The organism is Marinococcus halotolerans DSM 16375 (genome assembly GCF_000420725.1).
GTDB classification, from domain to species: domain Bacteria; phylum Bacillota; class Bacilli; order Bacillales; family Marinococcaceae; genus Marinococcus; species Marinococcus halotolerans.
The window spans coordinates 115,237-138,802 of sequence record NZ_ATVM01000006.1 but is presented as its reverse complement, the minus strand read 5'-3'; the positions used below and the strand labels follow the sequence as shown (position 1 = coordinate 138,802).

At 51.0% G+C, this 23,566-nt stretch carries 22 protein-coding genes; 9 read left to right on the top strand and 13 right to left on the bottom strand.

The annotated features are described in order from the left end of the window. Window positions 1-114 precede the first annotated feature (114 nt). Complete coding sequence (locus tag G548_RS0106705) at window positions 115-831, bottom strand: response regulator (protein ID WP_022793387.1); 717 nt, start codon at window positions 829-831, stop codon at window positions 115-117. A 59-nt stretch (window positions 832-890) separates the two neighbouring features. Next, window positions 891-2,024: a sensor histidine kinase gene (locus tag G548_RS0106700; protein WP_027847248.1), complete on the bottom strand. Its 1,134-nt coding sequence runs from the start codon at window positions 2,022-2,024 to the stop codon at window positions 891-893. 230 nt (window positions 2,025-2,254) lie between these two features. Between G548_RS0106700 and G548_RS0106695 the strand changes: the two genes are divergently transcribed. Then, a complete protein-coding gene (locus G548_RS0106695) occupies window positions 2,255-2,893 on the top strand; it encodes a YigZ family protein (RefSeq protein WP_022793385.1) in 639 nt (212 codons plus the stop codon). A gap of 225 nt (window positions 2,894-3,118) precedes the next feature. Continuing rightward, entirely contained in the window at window positions 3,119-4,402 is a 1,284-nt protein-coding gene (locus tag G548_RS17525; RefSeq protein WP_022793384.1) for an LCP family protein, read from the top strand. 65 nt (window positions 4,403-4,467) lie between these two features. On the opposite strand, the gene G548_RS0106685 is transcribed toward G548_RS17525, so the two are convergent. The 3 genes from G548_RS0106685 to G548_RS17520 all read right to left on the bottom strand — a co-directional run bounded on the left by G548_RS0106685 (window position 4,468) and on the right by G548_RS17520 (window position 7,909). Beyond that, window positions 4,468-5,769, bottom strand: a complete 1,302-nt coding sequence (locus tag G548_RS0106685; protein WP_022793383.1) for a UDP-glucose dehydrogenase family protein — start codon at window positions 5,767-5,769, stop codon at window positions 4,468-4,470. 138 nt (window positions 5,770-5,907) lie between these two features. Further along, a complete protein-coding gene (gene rbsK, locus G548_RS0106680; protein ID WP_022793382.1) occupies window positions 5,908-6,786 on the bottom strand; it encodes a ribokinase in 879 nt (292 codons plus the stop codon). Window positions 6,787-6,793: 7 nt separating this feature from the next. Continuing rightward, window positions 6,794-7,909 (bottom strand): CAP domain-containing protein, encoded by a 1,116-nt coding sequence (locus G548_RS17520; RefSeq protein WP_022793381.1) that lies wholly within the window; start codon window positions 7,907-7,909, stop codon window positions 6,794-6,796. 220 nt (window positions 7,910-8,129) lie between these two features. Between G548_RS17520 and G548_RS0106670 the strand changes: the two genes are divergently transcribed. Then, window positions 8,130-9,065 (top strand): accessory Sec system S-layer assembly protein, encoded by a 936-nt coding sequence (locus G548_RS0106670; RefSeq protein WP_022793380.1) that lies wholly within the window; start codon window positions 8,130-8,132, stop codon window positions 9,063-9,065. 79 nt (window positions 9,066-9,144) lie between these two features. On the opposite strand, the gene galU is transcribed toward G548_RS0106670, so the two are convergent. Continuing rightward, the gene (gene galU / locus G548_RS0106665; RefSeq protein ID WP_022793379.1) at window positions 9,145-10,026 is read right to left on the bottom strand and encodes a UTP--glucose-1-phosphate uridylyltransferase GalU; all 882 of its coding nucleotides are present in this window, start codon (window positions 10,024-10,026) and stop codon (window positions 9,145-9,147) included. Window positions 10,027-10,373: 347 nt separating this feature from the next. Between galU and G548_RS17515 the strand changes: the two genes are divergently transcribed. Beyond that, complete coding sequence (locus G548_RS17515) at window positions 10,374-10,940, top strand: transposase (protein ID WP_022793378.1); 567 nt, start codon at window positions 10,374-10,376, stop codon at window positions 10,938-10,940. Between the two features lie 18 nt (window positions 10,941-10,958). Continuing rightward, the gene (locus G548_RS17510; RefSeq protein ID WP_022793377.1) at window positions 10,959-11,345 is read left to right on the top strand and encodes a single-stranded DNA-binding protein; all 387 of its coding nucleotides are present in this window, start codon (window positions 10,959-10,961) and stop codon (window positions 11,343-11,345) included. A gap of 83 nt (window positions 11,346-11,428) precedes the next feature. Here the strand turns inward: G548_RS17510 and G548_RS17505 are convergent, their stop codons facing one another. Both G548_RS17505 and G548_RS0106645 read right to left on the bottom strand, forming a co-directional pair. Further along, window positions 11,429-11,944: a VanZ family protein gene (locus G548_RS17505; RefSeq protein WP_022793376.1), complete on the bottom strand. Its 516-nt coding sequence runs from the start codon at window positions 11,942-11,944 to the stop codon at window positions 11,429-11,431. A gap of 62 nt (window positions 11,945-12,006) precedes the next feature. Beyond that, entirely contained in the window at window positions 12,007-13,785 is a 1,779-nt protein-coding gene (locus G548_RS0106645) for an SLC13 family permease (protein ID WP_022793375.1), read from the bottom strand. A gap of 227 nt (window positions 13,786-14,012) precedes the next feature. Here G548_RS0106645 and G548_RS0106640 point away from each other — a divergent pair, with 227 nt between their 5' ends. Then, window positions 14,013-14,252, top strand: coding sequence for a DUF362 domain-containing protein (locus G548_RS0106640; protein ID WP_022793374.1), 240 nt, complete (start codon window positions 14,013-14,015; stop codon window positions 14,250-14,252). A 256-nt stretch (window positions 14,253-14,508) separates the two neighbouring features. On the opposite strand, the gene G548_RS0106635 is transcribed toward G548_RS0106640, so the two are convergent. From G548_RS0106635 to G548_RS0106625, 3 genes are read right to left on the bottom strand one after another with little or no spacing between them, the layout of a single operon-like run. Continuing rightward, the gene (locus G548_RS0106635; RefSeq protein ID WP_022793373.1) at window positions 14,509-15,456 is read right to left on the bottom strand and encodes a glycine betaine ABC transporter substrate-binding protein; all 948 of its coding nucleotides are present in this window, start codon (window positions 15,454-15,456) and stop codon (window positions 14,509-14,511) included. A gap of 59 nt (window positions 15,457-15,515) precedes the next feature. Beyond that, window positions 15,516-16,355, bottom strand: a complete 840-nt coding sequence (locus G548_RS0106630; RefSeq protein WP_022793372.1) for an ABC transporter permease — start codon at window positions 16,353-16,355, stop codon at window positions 15,516-15,518. Then, the gene (locus tag G548_RS0106625) at window positions 16,348-17,544 is read right to left on the bottom strand and encodes a quaternary amine ABC transporter ATP-binding protein (RefSeq protein WP_022793371.1); all 1,197 of its coding nucleotides are present in this window, start codon (window positions 17,542-17,544) and stop codon (window positions 16,348-16,350) included. The genes G548_RS0106630 and G548_RS0106625 overlap by 8 nt, the downstream gene beginning before the upstream one ends. Before the next feature lie 257 nt (window positions 17,545-17,801). Here G548_RS0106625 and G548_RS0106620 point away from each other — a divergent pair, with 257 nt between their 5' ends. Further along, a complete protein-coding gene (locus tag G548_RS0106620) occupies window positions 17,802-18,344 on the top strand; it encodes a GbsR/MarR family transcriptional regulator (RefSeq protein WP_022793370.1) in 543 nt (180 codons plus the stop codon). An 8-nt stretch (window positions 18,345-18,352) separates the two neighbouring features. Here the strand turns inward: G548_RS0106620 and G548_RS0106615 are convergent, their stop codons facing one another. Beyond that, a complete protein-coding gene (locus tag G548_RS0106615) occupies window positions 18,353-19,252 on the bottom strand; it encodes a hypothetical protein (RefSeq protein ID WP_022793369.1) in 900 nt (299 codons plus the stop codon). 95 nt (window positions 19,253-19,347) lie between these two features. Between G548_RS0106615 and G548_RS0106610 the strand changes: the two genes are divergently transcribed. Next, entirely contained in the window at window positions 19,348-20,346 is a 999-nt protein-coding gene (locus G548_RS0106610; protein ID WP_022793368.1) for an LLM class flavin-dependent oxidoreductase, read from the top strand. 50 nt (window positions 20,347-20,396) lie between these two features. Here G548_RS0106610 and G548_RS0106605 read toward each other — a convergent pair whose 3' ends face one another. Continuing rightward, window positions 20,397-21,614, bottom strand: coding sequence for an MFS transporter (locus G548_RS0106605; protein ID WP_022793367.1), 1,218 nt, complete (start codon window positions 21,612-21,614; stop codon window positions 20,397-20,399). Window positions 21,615-21,956: 342 nt separating this feature from the next. On the opposite strand from G548_RS0106605, the gene G548_RS0106600 reads away from it, so the two are divergent. Further along, window positions 21,957-23,543, top strand: coding sequence for a solute:sodium symporter family transporter (locus tag G548_RS0106600; protein WP_022793366.1), 1,587 nt, complete (start codon window positions 21,957-21,959; stop codon window positions 23,541-23,543). Window positions 23,544-23,566: the final 23 nt, after the last annotated feature.

Sequence of the window (23,566 nt, the reverse complement as noted above, 5' to 3'; positions counted from 1 at the left end):
GTTCTGTCTGTAGCAGGCATGTATGAGTTCGTTTTCATTTTACGGACTTCCCGGCGGAAGTCAATGCCAAAGCGCAAAAAAGCTGCCGATATCAAACCGGCAGCCCTTACTCGTTTAGCGGACTTTGACCCAGCCCTTTTTAATTGATTCGACAACCGCCTGCGTCCGGTCGTTCACATTCATTTTCTGCAGAATGTTACTTACGTGGTTTTTCACGGTTTTTTCACTGATATAGAGTGATTCCCCGATCATCCGGTTGCTGTAGCCGTCCGTCATCAGCTGCAGCACTTCGCACTCGCGGCGCGTCAGAATATGGAGCGGCTTACGGTATTCAACCTCTTTATAGCCGATTTCGGTATCGTCTACGCCGTGATCGTCGCCTTCATGGGCAAGGCGGCGGTATTCGTTAATCAGGTTCTGCGTCACCTTCGGATGAATGTAGGCGCCGCCGGAGCCGACAACCTTCACTGCTTCAATCAGGGCGTCCGCATCCATTTCCTTCAGCAGGTAGCCGGAGGCTCCTGTTTTCAGCACGTGTGTCACGTACGACTCATCGTCGTGAATGCTCAGGATAAGCACCTTCAAATCCGGATGGCGTTCGATCAGCGTTTTGGTCGCTTCGACGCCGTTAACACCCGGCATGTTGATATCCATCAGCACAACGTCCGGATGATAATCGTCGACAAGAGTAAACGCTTCTTCTCCGTCGCTGCCTTCTGCAACAATCTCAAAGTTTTCTTCCATATCCAGAATGCGTTTGACGCCTTCACGGAAAAGCTGATGGTCATCAATCAACAACAATTTGATTTTTTCATCGATACGTTCTTGCATACGTTCTCATCCTTTCTTCGCTTCACTTATCATTTGGTTATTTGATGCAGCCTTTGTTTTTAATGAACCGGCACGAACACCTTCACTCTCGTGCCCTGCCCGACCACGGAATCAATCGTCAGCTCCCCGCCGAGCGCGTTCACACGCTCTCTCATGCCGAGAAGGCCAAATGATTTGTCCCGTTCTTTATTCACGTCGAACCCTTTGCCGTCATCCTTGATTAGAATCGTGATGCTCGTCGGTCTCTGCTCGAGCTGCACCCGGAGAAGGTCCGACTTTGCGTGCTTGTAGGCGTTCTGGGCCGCCTCCTGTACAATACGGAACAGTCCGATCTCAAGGTTCGGGGCGACTCTTGCTTCTTTCCCCTTCGTGGTAAACTCCGTCACCATGCCTGTGTTGTCTTCAAGGTGACGCAGATACTTCTGAAGCGTCGGCACGAGGCCGAGATCATCAATCGCCATTGGCCGCAGGTCATAAATAATCCTGCGTACTTCCCCGAGGCTTGAGCGGATCAGAACACGCAGCTCCCGAAACTCCTGGATGGCTTCCTCTGCGCTTTTTTCCCGGGAGATTTTCTCGACAAGCTCTGAGCGGAGCAGCACATGCGCGAGCGTCTGGGCCGGGCCGTCGTGAATTTCACGCGCCACCCGCTTGCGCTCGTCCTCCTGCGCCTCAATAATCTGCAGGCCGAATTCATGCTTTTCCCGGGCATTTTCGACAAACTCCCCGACGTCCTGGAGATCGCCGGCAAGAAAGTTATAAACAATGCCTACCTGGGATACAAGCGTTTCAGCCCGTTCAATGGTTTCATCCAGTTGAATCAGGCGGCGTTCGATATTGTCCCTGCGGTCGCGGAGGCGTTTTTCCTCCTGGCGCACCACAGCGAGATTTACCTGTGACTCGTTGGCTTTTTCATACACCTTCTGCACTTCTTCATCGCTGAACTGCCGAAACCGTTTGCTTACCTCTGCCAGCTGATTCCTTGCGACTCTGGCTTCAACCTCCAGCTGATCAGAGCGTTCAATCGTTTCAGAAATGTGTTCCTGTATTTCCTTCAACTCTTCCTGGAGTGTGTGAAGTTCTTTTCTGGAGGTTTCACTGATCTCAAAAATTTCTTCTTTGCTTTTCTCTACTGTCTGAAGCATTTGCTCAATAATTTGATCTAAGTCTGCTGCGTTTCGCAAGGCCACCATCACCCTCTATACTTGCCTGCGAATTTTCAATACCGTTTGGAACGGTTCATGAATAGTTTAGCATATTCTTTTGGACCTATTCCGCTATGTAATGAAAAATCACAAATTTACATATTTAACGCTTATTTTGTTTCGTTTTCGCCCATTTCCTGTTATATACTGGCCAAAATGTTGCAACCATTACAATCATATTATACGGTAATGACATTACCTAGGAGGAATGTTACCGTATGCTTACTTCATATCGTACCATCAAACAAAGCGGAGATCATGAATTTACCATAAATAAATCGCGCTTTATTACTCATATTACCCGCGCAGCAGACGAAGTAACCGCTCATTCGTTCATTGAGCAAATAAAAAAAGAGCACTGGAACGCCGCCCACAACTGTTCGGCGTATTTGATCGGCGAGCAGGACCATATTCAAAAAGCCAATGATGACGGCGAGCCGAATGGCACCGCCGGCGTACCGATGCTCGAGGTGCTGAAAAAACGGGAGCTCAAAGACACCGTAGTTGTTGTCACCCGCTATTTCGGCGGTATCAAGCTTGGCGCCGGCGGCCTGATCCGGGCCTATGGCTCCTCGGTTTCCGAGGCGCTGAACCATGTCGGAATCGTGCGCCGTACCTTGATGCAGGAGCTCGTGGTCTCCGCTGACTACAGCCTGCTCGGCAAGCTCGAATACGAAGCCCGGCAGTCCTCTTATATTCTTGATTCCATTGACTACGAAGAGCAGGTGAAGCTTCATCTTTATACACCAGTGGAAGAGGCAGAGGCCTGCCGGGAGTGGCTTGTAAATATAAGCAGCGGGCAGGCCGGCATAGAAGAAGGAAAACAGGCCTTCGTGGAAACCGATGAGCCCTCGTAGTCCTTTCATTTATTTCCCCGGTAATACGTTTACGGCAGGGAAATAGTTTTCGTTCCGGGTGTATATTTTGTTTACTATCGTTTCTGCCTCGGCTACAATGAAAGAATACAATGTTTTTCAAAATGCTCCCATTTTAGCTGATTTTTATATAACAGCGTGTCCGCAGACGCTTTTGGACGTTTTCTATGCCACGATCATTATACAATCTAAAGGAGAAGTGCCGACATGCCAAGCTCAACGTCTCAACGGAGAAACCTTCGGAAAAGAAGAAAGAAAGCCTTCATCTGGAAAACCACAGCTATCGTTGCTTTACTTTTTCTTCTGCTTGCCGGAGGAGCTTCCGCTTACTTTCTCCAGCAGCTGAACAGCGTCTCCGCTGATACAGAGGAAGAACTAGAACGCGGGGAAAAATCGGACATGCGGGACCAGGCCGTCGATCCGTCGGAGGACAGCTTTTCGGTTTTATTCCTTGGAGTGGATGACCGTGAAGACGGATCCATGGACGGACGCTCCGACGCGATGGTCGTCGGTACATTCAACAAGGACTCCAAAAAAGTGAAGCTGGTGAGCATCCCGAGGGACTCGCTCGTAAATATTGAAGGAAACGGCGAAGACAAAATCGCGCACGCCAATGCTTTTGGCGGTACCGACCTGGCCGTCCAAACTGTCGAAAATACACTGAACATCCCGATCGACTATTATGTAAAATCAGATTTTGCGGCCTTTACCGACATTATTAACGATCTCGATGGCGTCGACGTCGACGTCCCGTTCGATTTCTCGGAGGAAGGCACAGAGTTTAAAGAAGGACCCGCAACGCTGAACGGTGAAGAAGCACTGAAATACGTACGGATGAGAAAAGAGGACCCACGGGGCGACCTCGGGCGCGGGGAACGTCAGCAGGAAGTGCTTGAGAGCCTAATAAAAAAAGCCGGGTCCATTGAGTCCATCGACAATTATGATGACGTCTTTGACAGTGTCAGCGAAAATGTCAGCACCAACTTCACGTTCGGTAACATGATCGCCCTGCAGCAGTACGCCGATTCATTAAACGAAATTGATTCCAGCCAGCTGCAGGGCTCGGACACGACGATCAACGGCCTCTATTACTATCAGCTTAACCCGGAGGCGACGCTCGAAACGTCCAACAACCTGCGTGAGCAGCTCGATCTCCCGGCTTCAGAGGAGCCGCTGGCCCTCCCTGGTACGCAGGTGAACACTGAAGCACCGGCTGAGGAACCGGCCGCTGAAGAAGAAGCGCCAGCCGAAGAATCCTACGAGGAGCCGGCTGCCGAGGAAGAAGCGCCGGCCGAAGAATCCTATGAGGAGCCGCCTGCGGAAGAAGAAGCGCCGGTCGAGGAATCCTATGAGGAGCCGCCTGCGGAAGAAGAGGCGCCGGCTGAGGAATCCTACGAAGAACCTGCAACGCAAGAAGAAGTACCGGCCGAAGAGGAGTCGTACGAAGAAGCTCCAGCTGAGGAAGAAAGCTACGAGGAAACAACACCGTAAACTCAAGCTTAAACGCATAAAAAAAGCCCGGAAGGAGAATCTACTCCTTCCGGGCTTTTCTATAACTATTTCCGGCCGATACCGTGATAAATAAAGCCGGCTTCCTTAAATTCTTTTGCTTCAAATGCATTTCGGCCGTCAATCATGACCGGCTTGTTCATGATGCTTTTTAATTTCTCCGGTGTCACCTGCAGGCATTCATCCCACTCTGTTACAAGCATCGCGGCATCTGCACCTTCGCAGGCATCGAGCGCATTTTCCGCGAAGTAGATGTCTCCCTCGAGCAGCTGTTTGGCATTATCCTCTGCTACCGGGTCAAAGGCACGCACCTTCACACCGTATTCCTGAAGCGAACGGATAATTTTCAGCGACGGGGCTTCCCGCATATCGTCTGTGTTCGGCTTGAACGCCAGGCCAAGAAGCGCCACCGTAATATTGCGAATGTCTTCGTTAAAAATTACATTCAGATGGTCCACCATGCGCAGGCTCTGCTTTTCGTTCACGTCGTTTACAGCCTGCAGCAGCTGCGGATAATAGCCTTTAACCTCCGCCAGGTGTTTGATTGCCTTCACATCTTTCGGGAAGCAGGAGCCCCCGTAGCCGATGCCCGCGTTCAAAAACTTCGGCCCGATCCGGTTGTCCATTCCCATTCCACGTGTAACCGCGTTAATATCTGCCCCGTAGTAATCGCAGATGTTCGCCACTTCGTTCACAAAAGAGATCTTCGTAGCAAGAAAGGCATTGGAGGCATATTTGATCATTTCAGAGCTGCGAGGATCCGTCACGACAATGTTGTCTGTGAGCGGCTGATGCAGCTCTGTTAAAATGTCCGCTGCTTTGTTGGAATTGGTGCCGATAATAACGCGGTCAGGATTGAATGTATCCTTAACAGCTGATCCCTCCCGGAGAAATTCCGGTACGGAGCATACTTCGACCTGGGCATCCGGATTTTTGTCCGCAATCAGCGAGCGTACGCGGTCTGCGGTACCCACCGGCACGGTCGATTTATTCACCACCACGCGGAATTTATCATCATTCACCGCTTCCCCGATTTCATCCGCTACGCCGTACACGTAGGACATGTTGGCAGCTCCTGTTTCCGATTCCGGGGTGCCGACGGCAATAACAACCACGTCTGACGCCTGGACGGCGGGACGGAGCTCTGTGGTGAACTGCAGACGTCCGGCTGCACGGTTGGAGTCCACTAATTCCTTCAGACCCGGCTCATAAATCGGGATCTCCCCGTTATTCAGCCGGTCCACCTTCTCTGGAATTTTGTCCACACAGATTACGTCATTGCCAAGCTCTGCAAAGCTTGTGCCTGATACAAGGCCGACATAGCCAGTACCTACTACTGTTAGCTTCATACGTTTTCCCAACCTTTAATTTATGTATTTTCGTACTTTAATATACACGTGAATGTGCGCTTACCGTTTAAGCGTGATTAATCAGTTTTTATTGTATCATATTTTACCAATTATTCTACATTCACTTCTGCATACATGTTAAAGGTCCCGGTCTTCGATCTGTGCACGTAGCGGCATACCGGTCTGTGCTCCTGCTTTTTCGACAGAAATCGCTGAGGCAGCGTTGGCAAACCGGCAGGCATCTTCAAGAGACATCCTTTCAGCCACGGCTGTCGCAAACGCCCCGTTAAACGTATCACCGGCCCCCGTCGTGTCGCGCACATCTGCCGTCCGAACTGGAATGACCTCCTCCGTGCCGTCTGCACGAAAGACCGATACTCCCGCTGCTCCCTTTGTCACCACTACATTTTCACGGCGGCCGGCAATCGCCGGGTACTCGCTTTGCAGTCGTTCAAATTCCTGCTCGTTCGGTGTCAGATAGGCGGCTTTACCCCAGCACGCCGGGGCGAGCGGCTGCATGGGCGCCGGGTTTAAAATAACCGGCGTCTGCTCCTCTTCGGCGGTCTGAAGCACCTTTTCCACCGCTGGTGCCGGAATCTCAAGCTGTACGAGCACTGCGTCTGCCTCTCTCAGGAGCGAACGGCTTTTTTCGATGTCATCGGGACTAACAGTAGCGTTCGCCCCCGGCGTTACAATAATGCAATTGTCTCCTTCAGATACAATAATTGTGGCAACACCGCTCGAAAGGCCCGGCCGCGTGCGGACGTGCCCGGTATTGATGCCTTCGGCTTGCAGGTACTCCAAATATTCTGTTCCGAAAGCATCGCTTCCAACCGCTCCCACCATCGACACCCGGGCGCCGAGACGGGCAGCGGCCACCGCCTGATTGGCCCCTTTTCCGCCAAAATATGTATGAAAGCCTTCCCCGAGGATCGTCTCTCCCCGGGAAGGCATGCGTTCTGCTGTTGTGACCAGACCCATGTTAATGCTTCCCACAACCACTATATTTGCCGGCATTCATCTATCACTCCCTGCTTGGACTAACAAAATTCTGCGTATAAAACGGACGGTTCTCATCGTCAAATGCTACACCAACGCCGAGCCCGTCGTAATTGCCGAGCATCGCTTCGCGGTGTCCTTCGTACGAATTCATCCATCCGGCCGTCGCATACAGCGGCGAGCGCTGACCCGAAGCAATGTTTTCGGCAGCCTGCACGTATCGGATACCGTCACTTTCCAGGCGGTCAAACGGAGACTGCCCTTCCGGATTGACATGGTCGAAAAACTGATTGTCAGCCATGTTTTCACTGTGCTTTTCTGCCACAGCTGCCACCGGCTCATTGTAGGCGAGCGTGTCCCGGCCGAGCTGCACACGCTGGGCATTGGTTAGATGCCATACAAGCCGCTCATACGACTCCCCCGCTTCTTCAGACTCTTCAGCATAAAACGAAGAACGTCTCTCTACCTCTTTATCCACCAGAAGCAGGGCATTCACCCTGTTTTCCTCATGGACGTCGTAGAAAAAGGTCGCATAGCCTTCCTCCACCTCGTAGACACCCTGCTGCTGTTCATTCGTTTCCGTGCGGATGTTTCCGCGGGTTACCGTTTCCATCGATTCTCCGTACGTATCCTGGATCACGCTGCGCCCGGTGCCCCAGCCGTTTCCTTCATCGTCCTGCCACGTCTGCTGGTTGGAATAAAGCGCCACCACGCGCCCATCCTCAATCCCGTACTGGGCATACTGCTCATAATCGTCGTCGTAATAAATATGCCAGTCGAACGAATAGCTGCCGGCCTGCACGTCCTTCGCTTCCCCGCGTGCCGCTTCCACTTCTTCAAGGCTGTCTCCAAGGCTTACACCTGCAACCTCCCAGTCTCCCGTTCCTTCAGGCACCTCCGTGTCTACGGTTCCTTGCTCCGGAGCGCCCCCGCTGCTTTCATCCGCCTGCAGATTTTCACCGAGCAGGTTGGATAAAAACAGCGCCATTCTTTCGCCCTGCGTGTCCGTTTCTTCGTACGTTGTGCCGCCAGCTTCTTCGAGACGCTCCTTTACCCCACTCCAGGAAGAATCCGCCGGGCTGTAAACTATGAACGCTGCCACCAGAGCCACTAACACCGACGCGCCGATCAGACCCTTCATGTGCATAACTCCTCTATTTGTTCATTTATAATCAGCTTTACTTATATATAGTAATTGTACAGGAAAAAGGCCCGGGGGAATATTAACTTGCATTTGGAGATTTCCCTTAAAAGTCCTCCGCCAGAATGATATACTAAAAGGACGTACAGACTATCTTTAACGTTGGTATATTTATATAACGAACTTTATAACTATGACATTTATAAAAGGGTGAAAAAGTATGGCTTTATTCGGTAAAAAAAAGCAATCATCCCAGGGTGACGCTGTTAAACCAGAAGAACTGGCAGAACAAACCCCGGCTGATGAGGAAACCATAGACGAAGCACACGATGACAGTGGGCGCACCGTAGAAACGACTCTCAGCCTGCACCCGGAAGCCGAAATTCCGGAAGAGGATGAATACTACCTGCGCTTTTTAAACGGGGAAGCGCCCCGCCTGAAGCCCGGACAGGTGGCGCTTTCCGGCATAAGCGCGCAGCGGGATGAAAACGGGCTGATGCTTGTCACCGCCTTTATCCGCAACGGCGCAGAAAAAGCCATCCGGTTGAAGCAGTCCACGGTCCTCCTGATGAGTAATGACAACCGGGTCATCGCGAAAAAGAAAGTAGATTTAAGCGGAGTCGGCGACATTCCGCCAAGAAGCGCCCGGCCGTGGAACTTTTATTTCGCGCCCAAGGAACAGCTTCAGCAGGAATTTCCTAAAGACGGATGGAAAATCGGCTTTCACGTGGAAAAACCAAAGCGCGAACACCATCTCGATCTTGCCGACAGCTGGAAAAACGCGCTCAGCGACCAGCAGGTGGACAAGCTGAAGGACATGATCCGCGACATGAAACCACCGCGTCCCGGCGAGGTCAACTTTATGGGCATGCGTGCTGTGCAGTCGGAGAATGGCGACCTGCACGTGACTCTTCTCATCCGCAACGGAGGCAACAACGAGCTCAAGCTCGACAACGTGCCGCTGCAGGTGGAGGATGCGCACGAAGAAGTTATCGCCCGCGGCGGGTTTAAGCTCGACAATTTTGCCGTTCAGCCGTTCTCAAGCCGGCCATGGACTTTTGTCTTTCCACAACGCCTGCTGAAAAAAGAAGAGATCGATCTTTCTAAATGGAGAGCATATCCGATTAAAAAGAAACAGAACGAAGATAACGCGTAACGAAGGAGCCCCGTGCGGGCTCTTTTTTACGCAAAAAATCCGCCGGGACAGCGCCCGCCGGACATTTCGTCTAGTATAATTACTTTTTATCCGTTTGCAGAATATTGTTCTGCAGGTAATCCTCAAGTGGTTCACGCAGGTCTTCGCGGTCGAGTGCGAAATCGATCGTCGCTTTAACAAAGCCGAACTTATCGCCGACATCGTAGCGGACACCGTCAAATTCATACGCCAGCACGTCCTGGCTTTCATTTAGCTTCGTAATCGCATCTGTCAGCTGAATCTCATTGCCGGAGCCCGGCGGCAGCGTTTCGAGAATGTCGAAGATTTCCGGTGTCAGCACGTAGCGCCCCATCACCGCGTAGTTCGACGGCGCGTCCGCAAGGTCCGGCTTTTCCTTTAAGCCCTGGACTTTGTGCACCCCGGGTTCTTCTTCGCTTTTTGGGTCGATGATACCGTATTTGGAAACGTCCTGGTCCGGCACCTGCTGGACACCGACGACCGAGCTCTGGTACTTATCAAAGACGTCTGTGAGCTGCTTCATGCACGGCTCGTCCGAATGCACAATATCGTCACCAAGCAGAACGGCAAACGGCTCATCTCCGATAAAACGGTGGGCACACCAGATGGCGTGGCCGAGACCCTTTGGCTCTTTCTGACGGATATAGTGAATGTTAGCCATATTGGAAATTTGCTGGACTTCCTCGAGCTGCTTTGTTTTGTTTTTCTTTTCAAGCGTCTGTTCAAGCTCGTACGAAACGTCGAAATGATCCTCGATCGCACGCTTGCCGCGCCCGCTTACGATAATAATGTCTTCAATGCCGGCCGCAATCGCTTCTTCTACTATGTATTGAATAGTGGGTTTGTCCACGATCGGAAGCATTTCCTTCGGCTGTGCCTTTGTCGCCGGCAGAAAACGCGTTCCAAGCCCTGCAGCCGGAATAATTGCTTTACGTACTTTCATCTTTTTTCCTCCTTGATAACTGTGCTGCGTGCCCTGCACGCATGTCAAATACAAGACAAATCAAGCTGTATTCAACATACCATAATGAATAGGAAATACAAATACATGAAACAAAATCAGCCTGCTTAAATTTTCCAAAAGCGGGGTCAGGACTCCCAAAGTGTTGTCACATTCTGCTTCTTCCTTTTGTTGGAATATATGGTATAGTATTTATATTCTACCATGAAAGGAGGCGCAACCGCGTTTTTTTCTGCTCCCCGGGCCCTGTTTGCGGCCTTTTTTCACCAACCCCCCACCTCTTGGTGAAACATTCCCTATAAACTATTACCCGAAAGAGGTGTATGCCCGTGCCCCGGGAAGAACGCCTTTGGTTTCCAGGCACCGTCTATTACATTACTGCAGCCGGGGCTTCCAGCCGCACGTTGTTTCCCAGTGAAAAAGACTATAAACAATACGTATACTTATTAGCCAAAGTAATCAACACCACAAAGCTCGACCTTCACGCCTACTGTCTGCTTCCAAACAGCATTCATCTGCTGGCCGAGTCCACGTACGTCTCCATCTCCACTATTATGCGGGAGCTGCATGCGTCCTACGCCATGCACTACCGTCGCCACTACGAAACCAGCGGCCCTGTCTTCCAGGCCCGTTACTATTCCGAACTTCTTCCGGACGAAACGTCCTTTTTTGAACAGAGCCGCCGGATACACCTGCTTCCCTCTGAGAAGCTGGACCATCCCTATCCCGGAACGTACCGGTGGTGCAGCGCACGCGACTATCTTGCGCCGCAGCCTGAATACGCCCCGAGACACCCCTTTTTATCCCTCGAACGTACCCTTGCATTTTTTCCTTCTCCAAGACATGAATACTTTCACCGATTTTTATACCACACGTCTGTAACCCAGACCCACTAACTATTCAGGAGTGATTACATGTTTAACCAGGTGACGCTTGTCGGCAGATTTACCCGCGATCCCGAATTAACCTATACGAAAGACGGGACCCCGGTATGCAACTTTACCCTTGCGGTCCAGCGATCCTTTCGTAACCAGGAAGGGGAATACGACGCCGATTTTGTGCCTGTCACCGTATGGCGGCGCCAGGCGGAAACGACGTGCGAATACTGCCATAAAGGCGCTATGGTCGGCGTGAAAGGAAGAATTAATACCCGGCTGTACGACAACAAGGACAATAAGCGTGTACAGGTAGTTGAGGTAAACGCTGAAGACGTCCGCTTTTTAAAGCTGCAAAACAGCGCTACAGACGCCCCACCGGAAAGCATCGGCTTAAACACAGAGCCATTTCCTGCCGGCATGTAGCAGCCTTTCTCCCCGTATTATCTTCCCCGATTTATTCCCTCTATTAAAAACAGGGACCCCCGCACTCCTCTGCAGGGGTCTCTTTACATAAACCGCGAGCCGTATCTCCACAGCCAGCCCAAAACAACAATCACCGCCGCCGCGGACACCCCGGTCATGTCGAGGACAACGTCCTGCCACATGCCGTGCCTGTCCGGGCTGAAATGCTGCCGGAATTCGTCAAGCATCGCAAACATAAATACAAACCCGTAGGCCCCTGCAAGCTTCCCCCAAAACGGGAATCGGTACGGGTACACTGCGAGCAGAGCCGCCAGAAATATGGCGGTGAACATAAACACGTGGCTTGCCTTCCGGATAAAAAATTCCACATAGCCTTCCACGCCGGAGGCAGCTATACTTACCGGATCCCCGCCATAGGAAAAAGATGGGACGGACACATAAGGCTGCAGCAGCTCAAACGGGATGTACCCGAGCCATGGGCGAATGTCCTGCTGCTCGTACGGCATGGAGGTTGAAATGAGAATGATCAGTACAGCACCTGCAAGCGGCAGTGCAAACAGCCATTTATGCGCAAACAGACCTTCCGCACGTATTTCCAAGGTGCTTACCTTCTTTCTTCTTTATTTTTAGTATAAAAAACCTGCCGGCGCTTTTCCAGCTTTTAACCCCAGACCGTCCATGTAATACTGATCGTAATGACCATAACAATCAGACTCACCGGCACGCCGATTTTCATAAAATCCGTGAACCGGTAGCCGCCCTGCGTATATACAAATAAATTCGTCTGGTAGCCGATCGGCGTAATAAAGCTCGCGGACGCTGCAATCGCGACAATGACCGCAGCCGCGAGTGGAGAGACAGATAAAATATCCGCTGTTTCGAGTGCCACCGGAAGCATGACGATGGCCGCCGCATTGTTGGTTACCACTTCGGTAAACACATTTGTCAGCACGTACAGGGCTGTAAACACCCCGAGCACTCCGAACGGCATAAACCAGTCAATCATCCGCTCCGCAAGAAGCGGGGCGGCTCCCGTACTCATCATAGCTTCTCCGAGCCCGAAGGCAGCAGCAATGACAATCAGCACTTCATATGGAAGATACCGGTGAGCATCAGTCAGCGAAAGCGATCCTGTGAGGAGCAGCCCGGCGACAGCGATCAGCGCTGCATAGAAAATAGGAATAATCTGCAGGGCAGCCAGGCCCACCATGAGCATCATCATGACGAGTGGCAGCCAGCTTTTCCACCTCGGTCCCTTCAAAAAAGGATTTACGCTGTTTTTCAGGACATGAAAATCATTATGAGAGCTCGTTCTTTGTTCAAATTCCGGTCCGGCCAGAAGCAGCAGGGTGTCCCCGGGCTTTACCACCATTTCTTTCATTTCCGGCGAATAGCTCTCATCATAACGATGAATGCCGATAATCGCAGCATCAAACCGCTGGTCAAAGAAAATGTCCTTCAGCTTCGTAAATAAAATGTTGGAGTAGTGGGTTACCATGACTTCCATCAGCTTGCGGTCACCCGGCTCTTCAGCCGTTTTGTTTTCACTCGTTTCTGTTCTAATATTGAGACCGTCCGTATTTTCGAGCATCGCTATTTGAGTGAGGTCTCCGTATACTACCAGACAATCGCCCGGCTCCAGAATGTGGTGTTCGCCGGCTTCCCTGCTTTCTGCCTCCCCATTTGGCAGTAAGGCCAGCAGCTGCAGCGACGGATCATTAATAAAACCCGCCCGCTTCAGCGTGTCTCCGACATGCTTATAGCCCGGAGTGATTTCGAGCTTGAGCATATATTTCCGGCGCCCTTCCTTCTGATAAAACAGCGGCGGCTTCCGGTCCGGCAGAATCTTTATACCAATCGTTAAGATAAAAATAGTGACAGCAATTGTTGCGGGTATGCCTATTAATGCGAGCTGAAAAAAATGAAACCCCGCGTATCCCCGTTCCAGCAGGAGCCCGTGCACGACAAGGTTGGTGGACGTTCCTATCAGTGTAATCGTGCCGCCGATAATTGTGGCATAGGATAAGGGAAGCAGAAATTTGGACGGCGCCAGATCATATTTCTCGCACCACCGTTTCACAAGCGGCGAAAATGTCGCTACGATCGGCGTGTTATTCAGAAAACCACTCATCAGCGCCGAGGGAACGAGCATTTTCATTAGCGACCCTCTCGGGGTGCGCCCTTTACTCAGCACCCCTTCAACGAACCGGTCCACGATGCCGGTCTGCTGGACAGCACCTGCAACAATACAAAGAAGGCCTACGGTCAGCATGCCCTGGTTGGCAAACCCCTTCAGCCCCTGTTGTGGTGTAATGATCCCTGTGATAAGCAGCAGAGAAAGAACGAATAAAAAAATAATACCCGGCCGAGCTATTTCTTTCATCAACGCCCCAATCATCGCCAATACGATAATCAGCACCCATACAATCTCCCAGGACACGCCGTCACCTCCCCTTTTTTATAATTCATAGTATTTTAATATGTTTAATCAATTTTAGACTCACAACCTATTATACTTATCGCCAGGTAATTGTAAAGGAACACTATATGTTTTACACTAGAGAAAGAGAGGTTTCTTACTAGGCGCTGGCTTTCTTCAATGGAGAGACAGTTTTTCGGCGCGTAATCATAAATCTCTTGAAATACTTTGAAAAGAGGTGAACCAAGATGGCATTCGTCATTACATCGCCATGTATAGAGGAAAAAGCAGGGGAATGCGTGGATGTTTGTCCTGTAGACTGTATTGAAGAAGGAAAAGAGCAATTTTATATTGATCCTGACGTCTGTATCGACTGTGGTGCCTGTGTAGTTGTTTGTCCAGTAGAAGCCATTATAGAGGATACTGAACTGACACCGGAAACAGAACCGTATCTAGAAAAAGCAAAACAATATTTCGGTACAGAATAAATCGAATCCCGCTTTCCATCAGCGGGATTTTTATATTTTTACAATTAGGCAGGTTAAATCGGGGGAAAACGGGTATACCATTACTACCCCACCCCATACCTCGATTATTGGACCATTCGAAGCCGGCAGTATCTGCCGGCCCGGTTCATAATTGTGCCACTTCCCGATGTCCGCAGGCAGATGCCTGCGGGCATTTGGTATGTATGAAGACAAAAATAAAACCGAAGCTCCTGAGAGCTCCGGCTTATCGTTATACTTATTCCTCTGCTTCAAGGTCTTCAATGGAATCAATGTCCATGTATTCCGGAACGACCAGGCCGGTAATAGCACCTTCGAGGTTCGCACCAAGATCTTCATAGTCATCGCCGTATTCTTCCATCTGGCTTGCGTGTGTATTCGGGAACCAGCCGGCAACCATGCCGTCTGCTTCGCCGTCAGCAACAGCCGCAAACATTGGTCCAGCTTCAAGCTGCGTTAACGTTACATCGTAGCCAAGATCGGTAAGTACTTCTCCGACCACGTTGGTGGAAGCAATTTCAGAGTCCCAGGCAACGTAAACGAGTTCAATTGCTTCGCCGTCGACCTCTTCCACGCCGTCGGTCCATTCAGATACCATATCTTCGTTTTCATCCACCCATGTAGCAGCGGCTTCAGCCGGCTCGGTGCCATCCTGAATTTCTACCATAATCTCTTCCATGTTTTCTGCTTCCCACTGGAACTGATCGAGGAATTGATATGCTCCCGGCATATCCTCTTCAAGTCCCTGACGTACGACGGTATGAATATCGTCCCCGTCCCCGAAGGAGCCTTCCGGATCCTCCAGATATTTCAGATCATATTCCGCAAATTTCCAGTGCGGCGTCCAGCCGGTAACGATAATCGGCTCTTCATTTTCAATTGCATCGCCAAGTGCACTCGTCATCGCCGCACCGGAACTCTGTTGCAGGTCCCAGTTGCTGAGGCCGTAATCTTCGATGGCCTGCTGACTTTGAGACATAATACCAGCACCGGCATCGATACCCGTAATTGTGTAATCCACTTCTTCACCAAAACCACCGCCGGAAGAGGATTCTTCACTCGATCCGGAATCGTCGGAGCCGCCGGATTCTTCTGAACCCCCGCCGCCACCGCCGCATGCGGTCATTACTGCTGCCATTGAAATTCCGGCTGCGCCTAAACCAGCTTTTTTCCATAATTTTTCCATGTGAATTACTCCCCTTTTGTTCTTAATTGTATGGTTACTCCCTTTTCCGGGAGGTATACCTATTTTCGTTTACTTGCTCCAATGCCCTGCGTCAGCCGGTCGAGAATGATCGCCACAATTACGATCGCAAGCCCGGCTTCAAAGCCGCCGCCGACGTCGTTTCTGCCAACTGCAAAGTACACGGCCGTTCCGAGACCGTCCGCCCCGATCATCGAGGCAATGACGACCATTGACAGTGCCAGCATGATCGTCTGGTTAATCCCGGCCATAATCGTCGTTTTCGCCATCGGCAGCTGCACCTTGAACAGCTTCTGGTTGCCCGTCGACCCGAAGGCCTCCGAGGCTTCAATGATTTCGGTCGGCACCTGCCTGATTCCCAGATTCGTAAAACGGATTGTCGGCGGCATCGCAAAGATGACCGAGGCGACGACGCCCGGCACCATCCCGATGCCGAAAAAGGCAACGGCCGGGATCAGGTACACAAAGGCGGGCATCGTCTGCATAAAGTCGAGCACCGGCTTGATGGTGCCCTCAACCACCGGGCTCCGCGACATCCAGATGCCGACCGGCACTCCGATCACAATGGAAATCACTCCGGCGGTCAGCACAATCGCAAGCGTCAGCACCATGTCCTCCCAGTAGCCCAGGTTCCAGATCAGGAGCAGCCCGAGCAGGACAAACACCGTCAGCCCGATTTTCCGTCCGGCAAACCAGAACGTTAACCCGACCATAATCAGGAGCAGCAGCCACGGCGGAAAGATGCCGAAAAACCATTCAAAGCCGCTGATGATATAGCCAATAAAGTCCGTAAGGGGGCCAAAAATAAATTCCGCCTGGGTCAGCCATTCGACAAACGCATCAATCCAGGCAGCAAGCGGCAGTGGCGTCATGTTACTCAACGGCCGACACCTCCTTGCCGGAAAGCAGTGCCATCACGGAGCCTCTTACAACAATGCCGACAATTTTGTTTTCTTCATCTACGACGGCTACTGGTGTGTTTTTGTATGTAAGCAGCTCGATCATTTCCTTAACCACCGTATCCTTTTGAACTGTCGGTACATCTTCATGCAGTACGCTCCGAATGTCTTCGGATCCCTGCTCTGCCAATTCCGATACTTCATCGGCGTGGACAATTCCGAGCAGTGTCCGGTCTTTATTGGTTACATACAGGCTCGAAATGCCTTCCTTTTTCATGCGCTGCAGGGCCACCCGCGGCCCGTCCTTATCGATCGTCAGTACCTCCGGCCGCTTCATGACGGCTTCTGCGGTAAATACCTTGGAGCGGTCCACATCTTCCACGAATTTGGCAACGTAGTCATCAGCCGGGTGCTGAAGAATATCCTCCGGCGTGCCAATCTGAACAACCCGCCCGTCTTTCATAATCGTAATACGGTCGCCGAGCCGGAGCGCTTCATCCAGATCGTGGGTAATAAACACGATGGTCTTTTTCATCCGGCCCTGCAGCTCGAGCAGCTCATCCTGCATTTCCTTGCGGATCAGCGGGTCGAGTGCCGAGAAGGCTTCATCCATCAGCAGAATGTCCGTGTCTGCGGCCAGTGCCCTGGCCAGACCGACGCGCTGCTGCATCCCGCCGGACAGCTCATCCGGATACATGTTGCCGTAGCCGCCAAGACCGACCAGCTGCAGGGCTTCATCTGCTTTTTTCTTTTTTTCCTGCTCCTCGAGCCCCTGAATTTCCAGGCCGTACGCCACGTTATCGAGAATCGTCCGGAAGGGAAATAGTCCGAATTGTTGGAAAACCATGCTCATTTTTTCCCGGCGTACCTTCCTGAGCCCTTTGTCATCCATACGGGCCAGATCATCCCCGTCCACCCAGACGCTTCCTTCGGTCGGATCAATTAACCGGTTCAGAAGTCGCACGAGCGTCGATTTTCCACTTCCAGAAAGTCCCATGATAACAAAAATTTCTCCGGCTTCCACCGAGAAATTGCTCCGGTTCACGCCGACCGTGCAGCCGGTTTCTTCAAGAATTTCATCCTTCGATTTTCCCTGCTCCAGCAGTTTAATCGCACGGCCTGGGCGTTTTCCGAAGACCTTGGTTAAGTTTTCCACTTGTATCTTCGCCAACGTTTCACACCTCGTTTACTATGTCTGTCTCTATATTTGTTATCACTCTTTCACTATATATTATTAGGCTAAAAGTTACAAAACTTTTATCATGCCATATGGGGCTGTTTTAGCCGTAAAGTATATACTGTACATACATTATATACTTATATCTATCATTATCTGCTGTTTAAAAGGTCTAACGATCGAATATTCAATTTTTTTATTGTTCAGCAGTTTGCTAAACTTTAAACATACATGCAAAAAGGGGGCCCCGTATGGAAAGGGAACAAAAAAACATTCAGGACAAGCTGGACGAAGCGAGACACCAGTTCATTGCCACAATTGCCCAGAACATGGGCTTATACGGCGTTTCCGATACGAATGGACGCCTGTACGGCACCGTTTTGTTTGCCGAGCGTCCCATGACACTCGATGATATGAGCGAAGCACTCGGCATGAGTAAAATGAGTATGAGTACAGGAATACGGGCCCTCATGGATGCAGATATGGTCGAACGGGTGTGGGAAAAAGGGGTCCGGAAGGATTTGTACCAGTCCCACGATGACTGGTATCAATCGTTCACCTCCGTCTTTGTGAACCGGTGGCGGGAGGCGGCGGACAATAATCAGAAAGCGGCCCGCCGCGCCAAAGAGGAATTTGAAGCGTTTTTGGAGGAAGCGGAGGATCCCTATCTTATCGACGTACTTCATCATGATCTTGAAAAAGTCAATTATGCGCTAGGTTATTATGAATGGCTCGATGAAGTGATCCGTATTTTTGAAAGCGGTGAAATTTTTGCGATGATCCCCCCGAAGTAAGTGCTGTTTTAAATTTCGAGCAACGGAAGCCGGTGCTCAAGCCGGAGCTGTTCCCTCACTCTGACCGCCGCTTCGGCAGATGTGCCAGCTTTTTGCCAAAGAAGAGCATATTGATACAGGTCGTGCCATTCCAAAATATTCGCAAACTGCTGCAGCGAAGGCAGCGGTATGCTCTGTACGCTGTCATAGCCGGCGAGGAGTTCATTAAAAACCATTCGGGCAAAGGGCTGGTAATCCCCTTCGCCGGAAAAGGCCAGCAGAATGCTCCGCAATAGCGCCGCAAGATCATATAAGCTTACATGAACCCCCGGCATCGCTCCCGGAAACAGCAAACCTTCTCCCGGACCGCCCTGCTTCCAATTCATTTCCCTGAAAACAAAACCTGTGCCGTCCGGCCCGCGGACCGCACGCTGCACTACAGGAAACAGGGCTTCGATGCTTTGTCGGATAACCGTCTGGCCTTTCGGAAGCAGCATGTGCATCTGCCGGTATTCTGCCTGTACAGTGTGCTCTGCCAGCGAGAGGCTTTCTTTATCGTTCATCGGCAATTTCTCATGCCAGCTGCGGTGCTTTACTGCCAGTGAGGCACCAAGCTGCCGGTAGTCTGATTCTTCCATGCGGGCGCTCCCATGGTTTCCCGATTTCTTCTCATACATATAGGCCAGGCCTCTCTCCCCGGCGTCCGCCAGTTTATCTCCCTCTACTGTTTTTTTTATGCTGATATCACTCTCAGCTTCAAGCCACCGGGCCGTCTCGCCCTCCGGCAGCACAGGCTCCCCGGTCACAAGCAGCCATTCCAGGCCCTCCCCGTCCCGTATGCTGAAGCTTTTGGCTCCGCATCGCCCGAGCGAAGCTGCTTCTATGTCGTACATCTGATATATCCAACGATGCAGCGATTCTGTGTTCATTGATCTCCCCCCATTTCATTTACTGTAGATTTTTTCGTTTTTCTTTTACACTGGACTAGCATAGAAAAGCATTCTGTTTAGTTGGAGGAACGCGCATGAATATCAGTATTCTTGATCAGTCACCGATTGCAGAAGGTGAGACTCCCGAAAAAGCCTTCGAACACACCCGTGAACTCGTTCAAATGGCAGAGAAATGGGGCTTTCACCGTTTTTGGGTAGCCGAGCACCACAGCACCAGCGGCCTGGCCGGCTCATCGCCGGAAATTCTAATGTCCCACCTGGCAAGTGTCACTACAAGTATCCGTATTGGCTCGGGAGGCGTCCTGCTGCCGCAGTACAGCCCGTACAAGGTAGCCGAAAACTTTAAAGTGCTTGAAGCTTTATTTCCCGGCCGGATCGACCTTGGCATCGGAAGATCACCCGGCGGAGGCAACACGATCCGGGAAGCCTTGACAGACGGCAATAAAAAGAGCATGTCCGCCTTCCCCCGCCTTCTTCAGGAGGTTCAGGGGTTTATTGACCGCTCCCTGCCCGGCGATCACCCTTATGCCTCAATTAAAGCCTCCCCGATGAGCAGATCCCTGCCTGAAACCTGGGTACTTGGCTTGTCCGAACGCGGGGCCCGGGATGCCGGAAAGCAAAGTGCCGGCTTCATGTTCGGCCAGTTTATCAGTCCGGACCAGGGCATAGAGGCAGTCCATAAATACCACTCTTCCTTTGTGCCAAGCAGCCGGCAGCCCCAGCCGGTGACCGCTGCCTGCGTATTTATTGTATGCGCGGCTACTGACGAAGAGGCGGATTTTCTGGCGCTCAGCCAGGATCAGTGGCTGTTAAATGTCGAAAAAGGCGCCAATACGAAAGTACCTGCCCCGGAGAGCGTAAATCCCGACTCCTGGACACAGGAAGAACGGGAAAAAGCTCAGGAAAATCGGCGGCGAGCTGTTATTGGCTCCCCGGCCACCGTACAGAAACAGCTGCGTGAACTGCGGGATAAGCTTGAGCTCGATGAACTGATGGGCATTACCAACATTTATGATTTTGAAGCAAAAAAGAAATCTTTCCAATACGCCGCCGATATTGCCGCCAATCTTTAAATGAAAAAATCCGCATGCTCGTTCCCGAGCGTGCGGATTTTTTCGTTTTTCTAGTAGGAATCTGTGGCCGGGACTCCCTGTCTTTCTTCCTGCGTTTCTTTTTCGCTGGAGCGAAACGACAGCCACGAAAGCATGAGACCTAAGAGCGTAATAACAGCGCCGGCCATGCCGATCAGCGGCAGGCTCAGTCCAAGACTGATCACCATACCGCCGACCCAGGCCCCAAAGGCATTCGCCAGGTTAAAGGCAGAGACTGCGGAAGCACTTGCGATCGAAGGCGCTCCCTCCGCTGCCCGGATAACTGTTGTCTGCAGAATAGGCACGGTACCAAAGGCGCCCATACCAAGCAGGAGCACTGACACCGGTGCAAGCCATGCGATCGTGCTTGTTAAGGTGAGCGTCGACAGAATGACGGTCAGGGAAGCCATTACGACCATCAATGGCTTCAGCAGAGACTCTGCGTTCAGACGCCCGGACAGCATGTTCCCAAGCACGCCTCCGACACCGAACAAAAAGAGGGAAAGCGTTATACCTGCCGGACCAAAGCCTGTTATATCCTGAAGCAGAGGCTCAATATACGTGTAGGCAGTGAAAACGCCTGAATAGCCGAACACTGTAATAGCGAGCGCAAACAATACCTGTTTTCTTTTAAAAACGCCGAGCTCTTTTCTCATGGACGTTGGTTCTTCAGCATTCATGTTTGGTACATAGAAGATGATCCCGAGCAGACTGATAATACCGAGTCCAGCGATGCCGGCAAATACGATGCGCCAGTCAAACAAATCTCCGATATAGGCACCGAACGGCACCCCGATCATTAAGGAAATCGTCAGTCCGCCGTTAATGGCAGCCACCGCTCCGGATTTTTTCGATGGAGGGACAACCTCGCTTGCCATAACCATCGCAATGGCAAAGAACGGCCCGTGCATCAATGCAGAAAAGACGCGTGCCCACAGCAGTACCGTATAGTTTGGCGCCAGGGCGCTGGCCACGCTGGAACCGATAAACAGCAGCATCAAACCGATTAATACATACTTCCTTGGAAATTTCACCAAAAGAGATATGGCAATTGGCGAGAGCACGGCAACGCCGAGCGCATACATGCTGACAATCAGACCCGCGGCAGAAATCGTGATGCCAAAGGAGTCAGAGACATTCGATAAAATCCCCATGGCGACATATTCAGTAGTACCGATAGCGAACGTAGAAATCATAAACATGGCAATCATCACCATTGGGCGGAACGTTTGGCCATTGCGTACGATCATTGTTATCCCTCCTTGATATATTGATTAATATTTTTTCATCTCATTTATCCCACAACGAGTTCTTATTCTATAGGCTGGCCTGTTATACGTCTAGACTGTAAAACGCTTACGACACAAATTTGTCACATTTTTTCTATTGATTTTTTTATTTTCATCATGTAAGGGTTATCATTTCCTATTTATCAACTTTTATATTTATATTAGAAAACCATCTTTATGATGTTTTTTATACAATTCGCTTTTATCGGGGGTTTGCGCGGAAATCAGCAGGGGTAAACCTTTTTTCGTGCACGTTGTTCAAAACGTTTCGACATACTTTTACAGCAGGAAAGAAGGGACATCATGTTTTCACTTTTTACATTCATACTTATTACCATTGCTATTGCCGGCTACGCCGCTTACCGGACGAAAAACATTAATATGCAGAGCCAGGAGGGGTACTTTCTCGGCGGCCGCAGTCTGATGGCGCTCACCATCGGTTCATCCACCCTCCTTGCCAATCTCTCCACCGAGCAGCTTGTCGGACTGAGCGGACAGACATACACCGGCTCGATGGCTTCAATGGCCTGGGAGGTTACCACGCCCATTGCGCTCATTTTTATGGCATTTATGTTTTTACCTAAATACTTACGGGTGGGAGTAACTACCGTTACCGAATTTCTTGAAAAACGCTATGACCAGAGGACAAGGCAGATTGTTTCGTTACTTATGCTGCTTGGATTTGCGTCTTCATTCCTGCCGACAGTGCTGTATTCCGGCTCTCTCGTGCTCGATCAGATATTTGATATTTCGAGTGTGCTCGGCACGAGTCAGTTTTTTACCGTCTTAATTGTTTCTGCCGGTATCGGGCTTGTCGGCATGCTTTATATAGTGTTTGGCGGCCTGAAGGCTATCGCCTCTGCTGACTCGCTGTACGGGGTCGGATTAATTGCCGGCGGTCTGCTTATTCTTGTACTCGGGCTCATCGCGCTCGGTAACGGCAATATGTTTGACGGCGTAGGGACGCTCACCTCAGAGCATACAGACAAGTTAAATGCCATCGACGGCAGCAATGACGCCCAGGTGCCCTGGCCGACGATATTTATGGGGCTTTTGTTTAACAACCTTTTTTATTTTTGTATCAACCAGGCCATCGTTCAGCGCCCGCTCGCAGCACGTAATTTAAAAGAAGGCCAGAAGGGTGTCATGATTACTGCCTTATTTAAGCTGTTTGGCGCCTTTTACCTCGTGCTCCCGGGCGTGATAGCCTATCATTTGTACGGCAACAGCCTCGCAAACGGGGACGCCGCCTACCCGACGCTTGTGACCGACCTGCTGCCGCCGGTACTGACCGGTGTGTTCGCAGCTATTTTGTTTGGCGCGGTCCTGAGTTCGTTTAACGGAGGCATCAACAGCGTCATTACGCTGTTTACGCTTGATTTGTATAAACCGTTGTTTCATCCGGATGCCGATGAAACAGCTCTCGTTCGTGCCGGACGAAGGTTTGCAATGGTTGTCGCTATTGTATCCATCTTTATTTCACCCTTTATTTTGTTTGCCCCGTCCGGGCTATACAATTATCTGCAGGAGATGTTTGGCTTCTTCAACATACCCGTGCTTGCCATTATGGTCGTTGGCTTTTACACAAAAAAAGTGTCGCCGTTTGCCGCAAAGGTCGCTGTGCCGGTGCACATCATTTTGTACGGTGCAAGCAAGGTCTTTATCGGAGAGCTCAATTTCCTTTATGTACTGAGTGTGCTGTTTCCCCTCAGCGTTATTGTCATGCTTGTTGTCGGGAAATTTAAACCGATGGAGGAGCCTTTCGAATTCAAAAATGAAGCGCCTGTGGATATGGTGCCGTGGAAATACGCCAAGCCGGCGGCAGCCGGCCTCGTTATCGGTATCGGTATCCTTTATGTAATCTTTTCTCCTCTCGGAGTCGCTTCCTGATCTCAAAAAAGAGCACCGCAGCC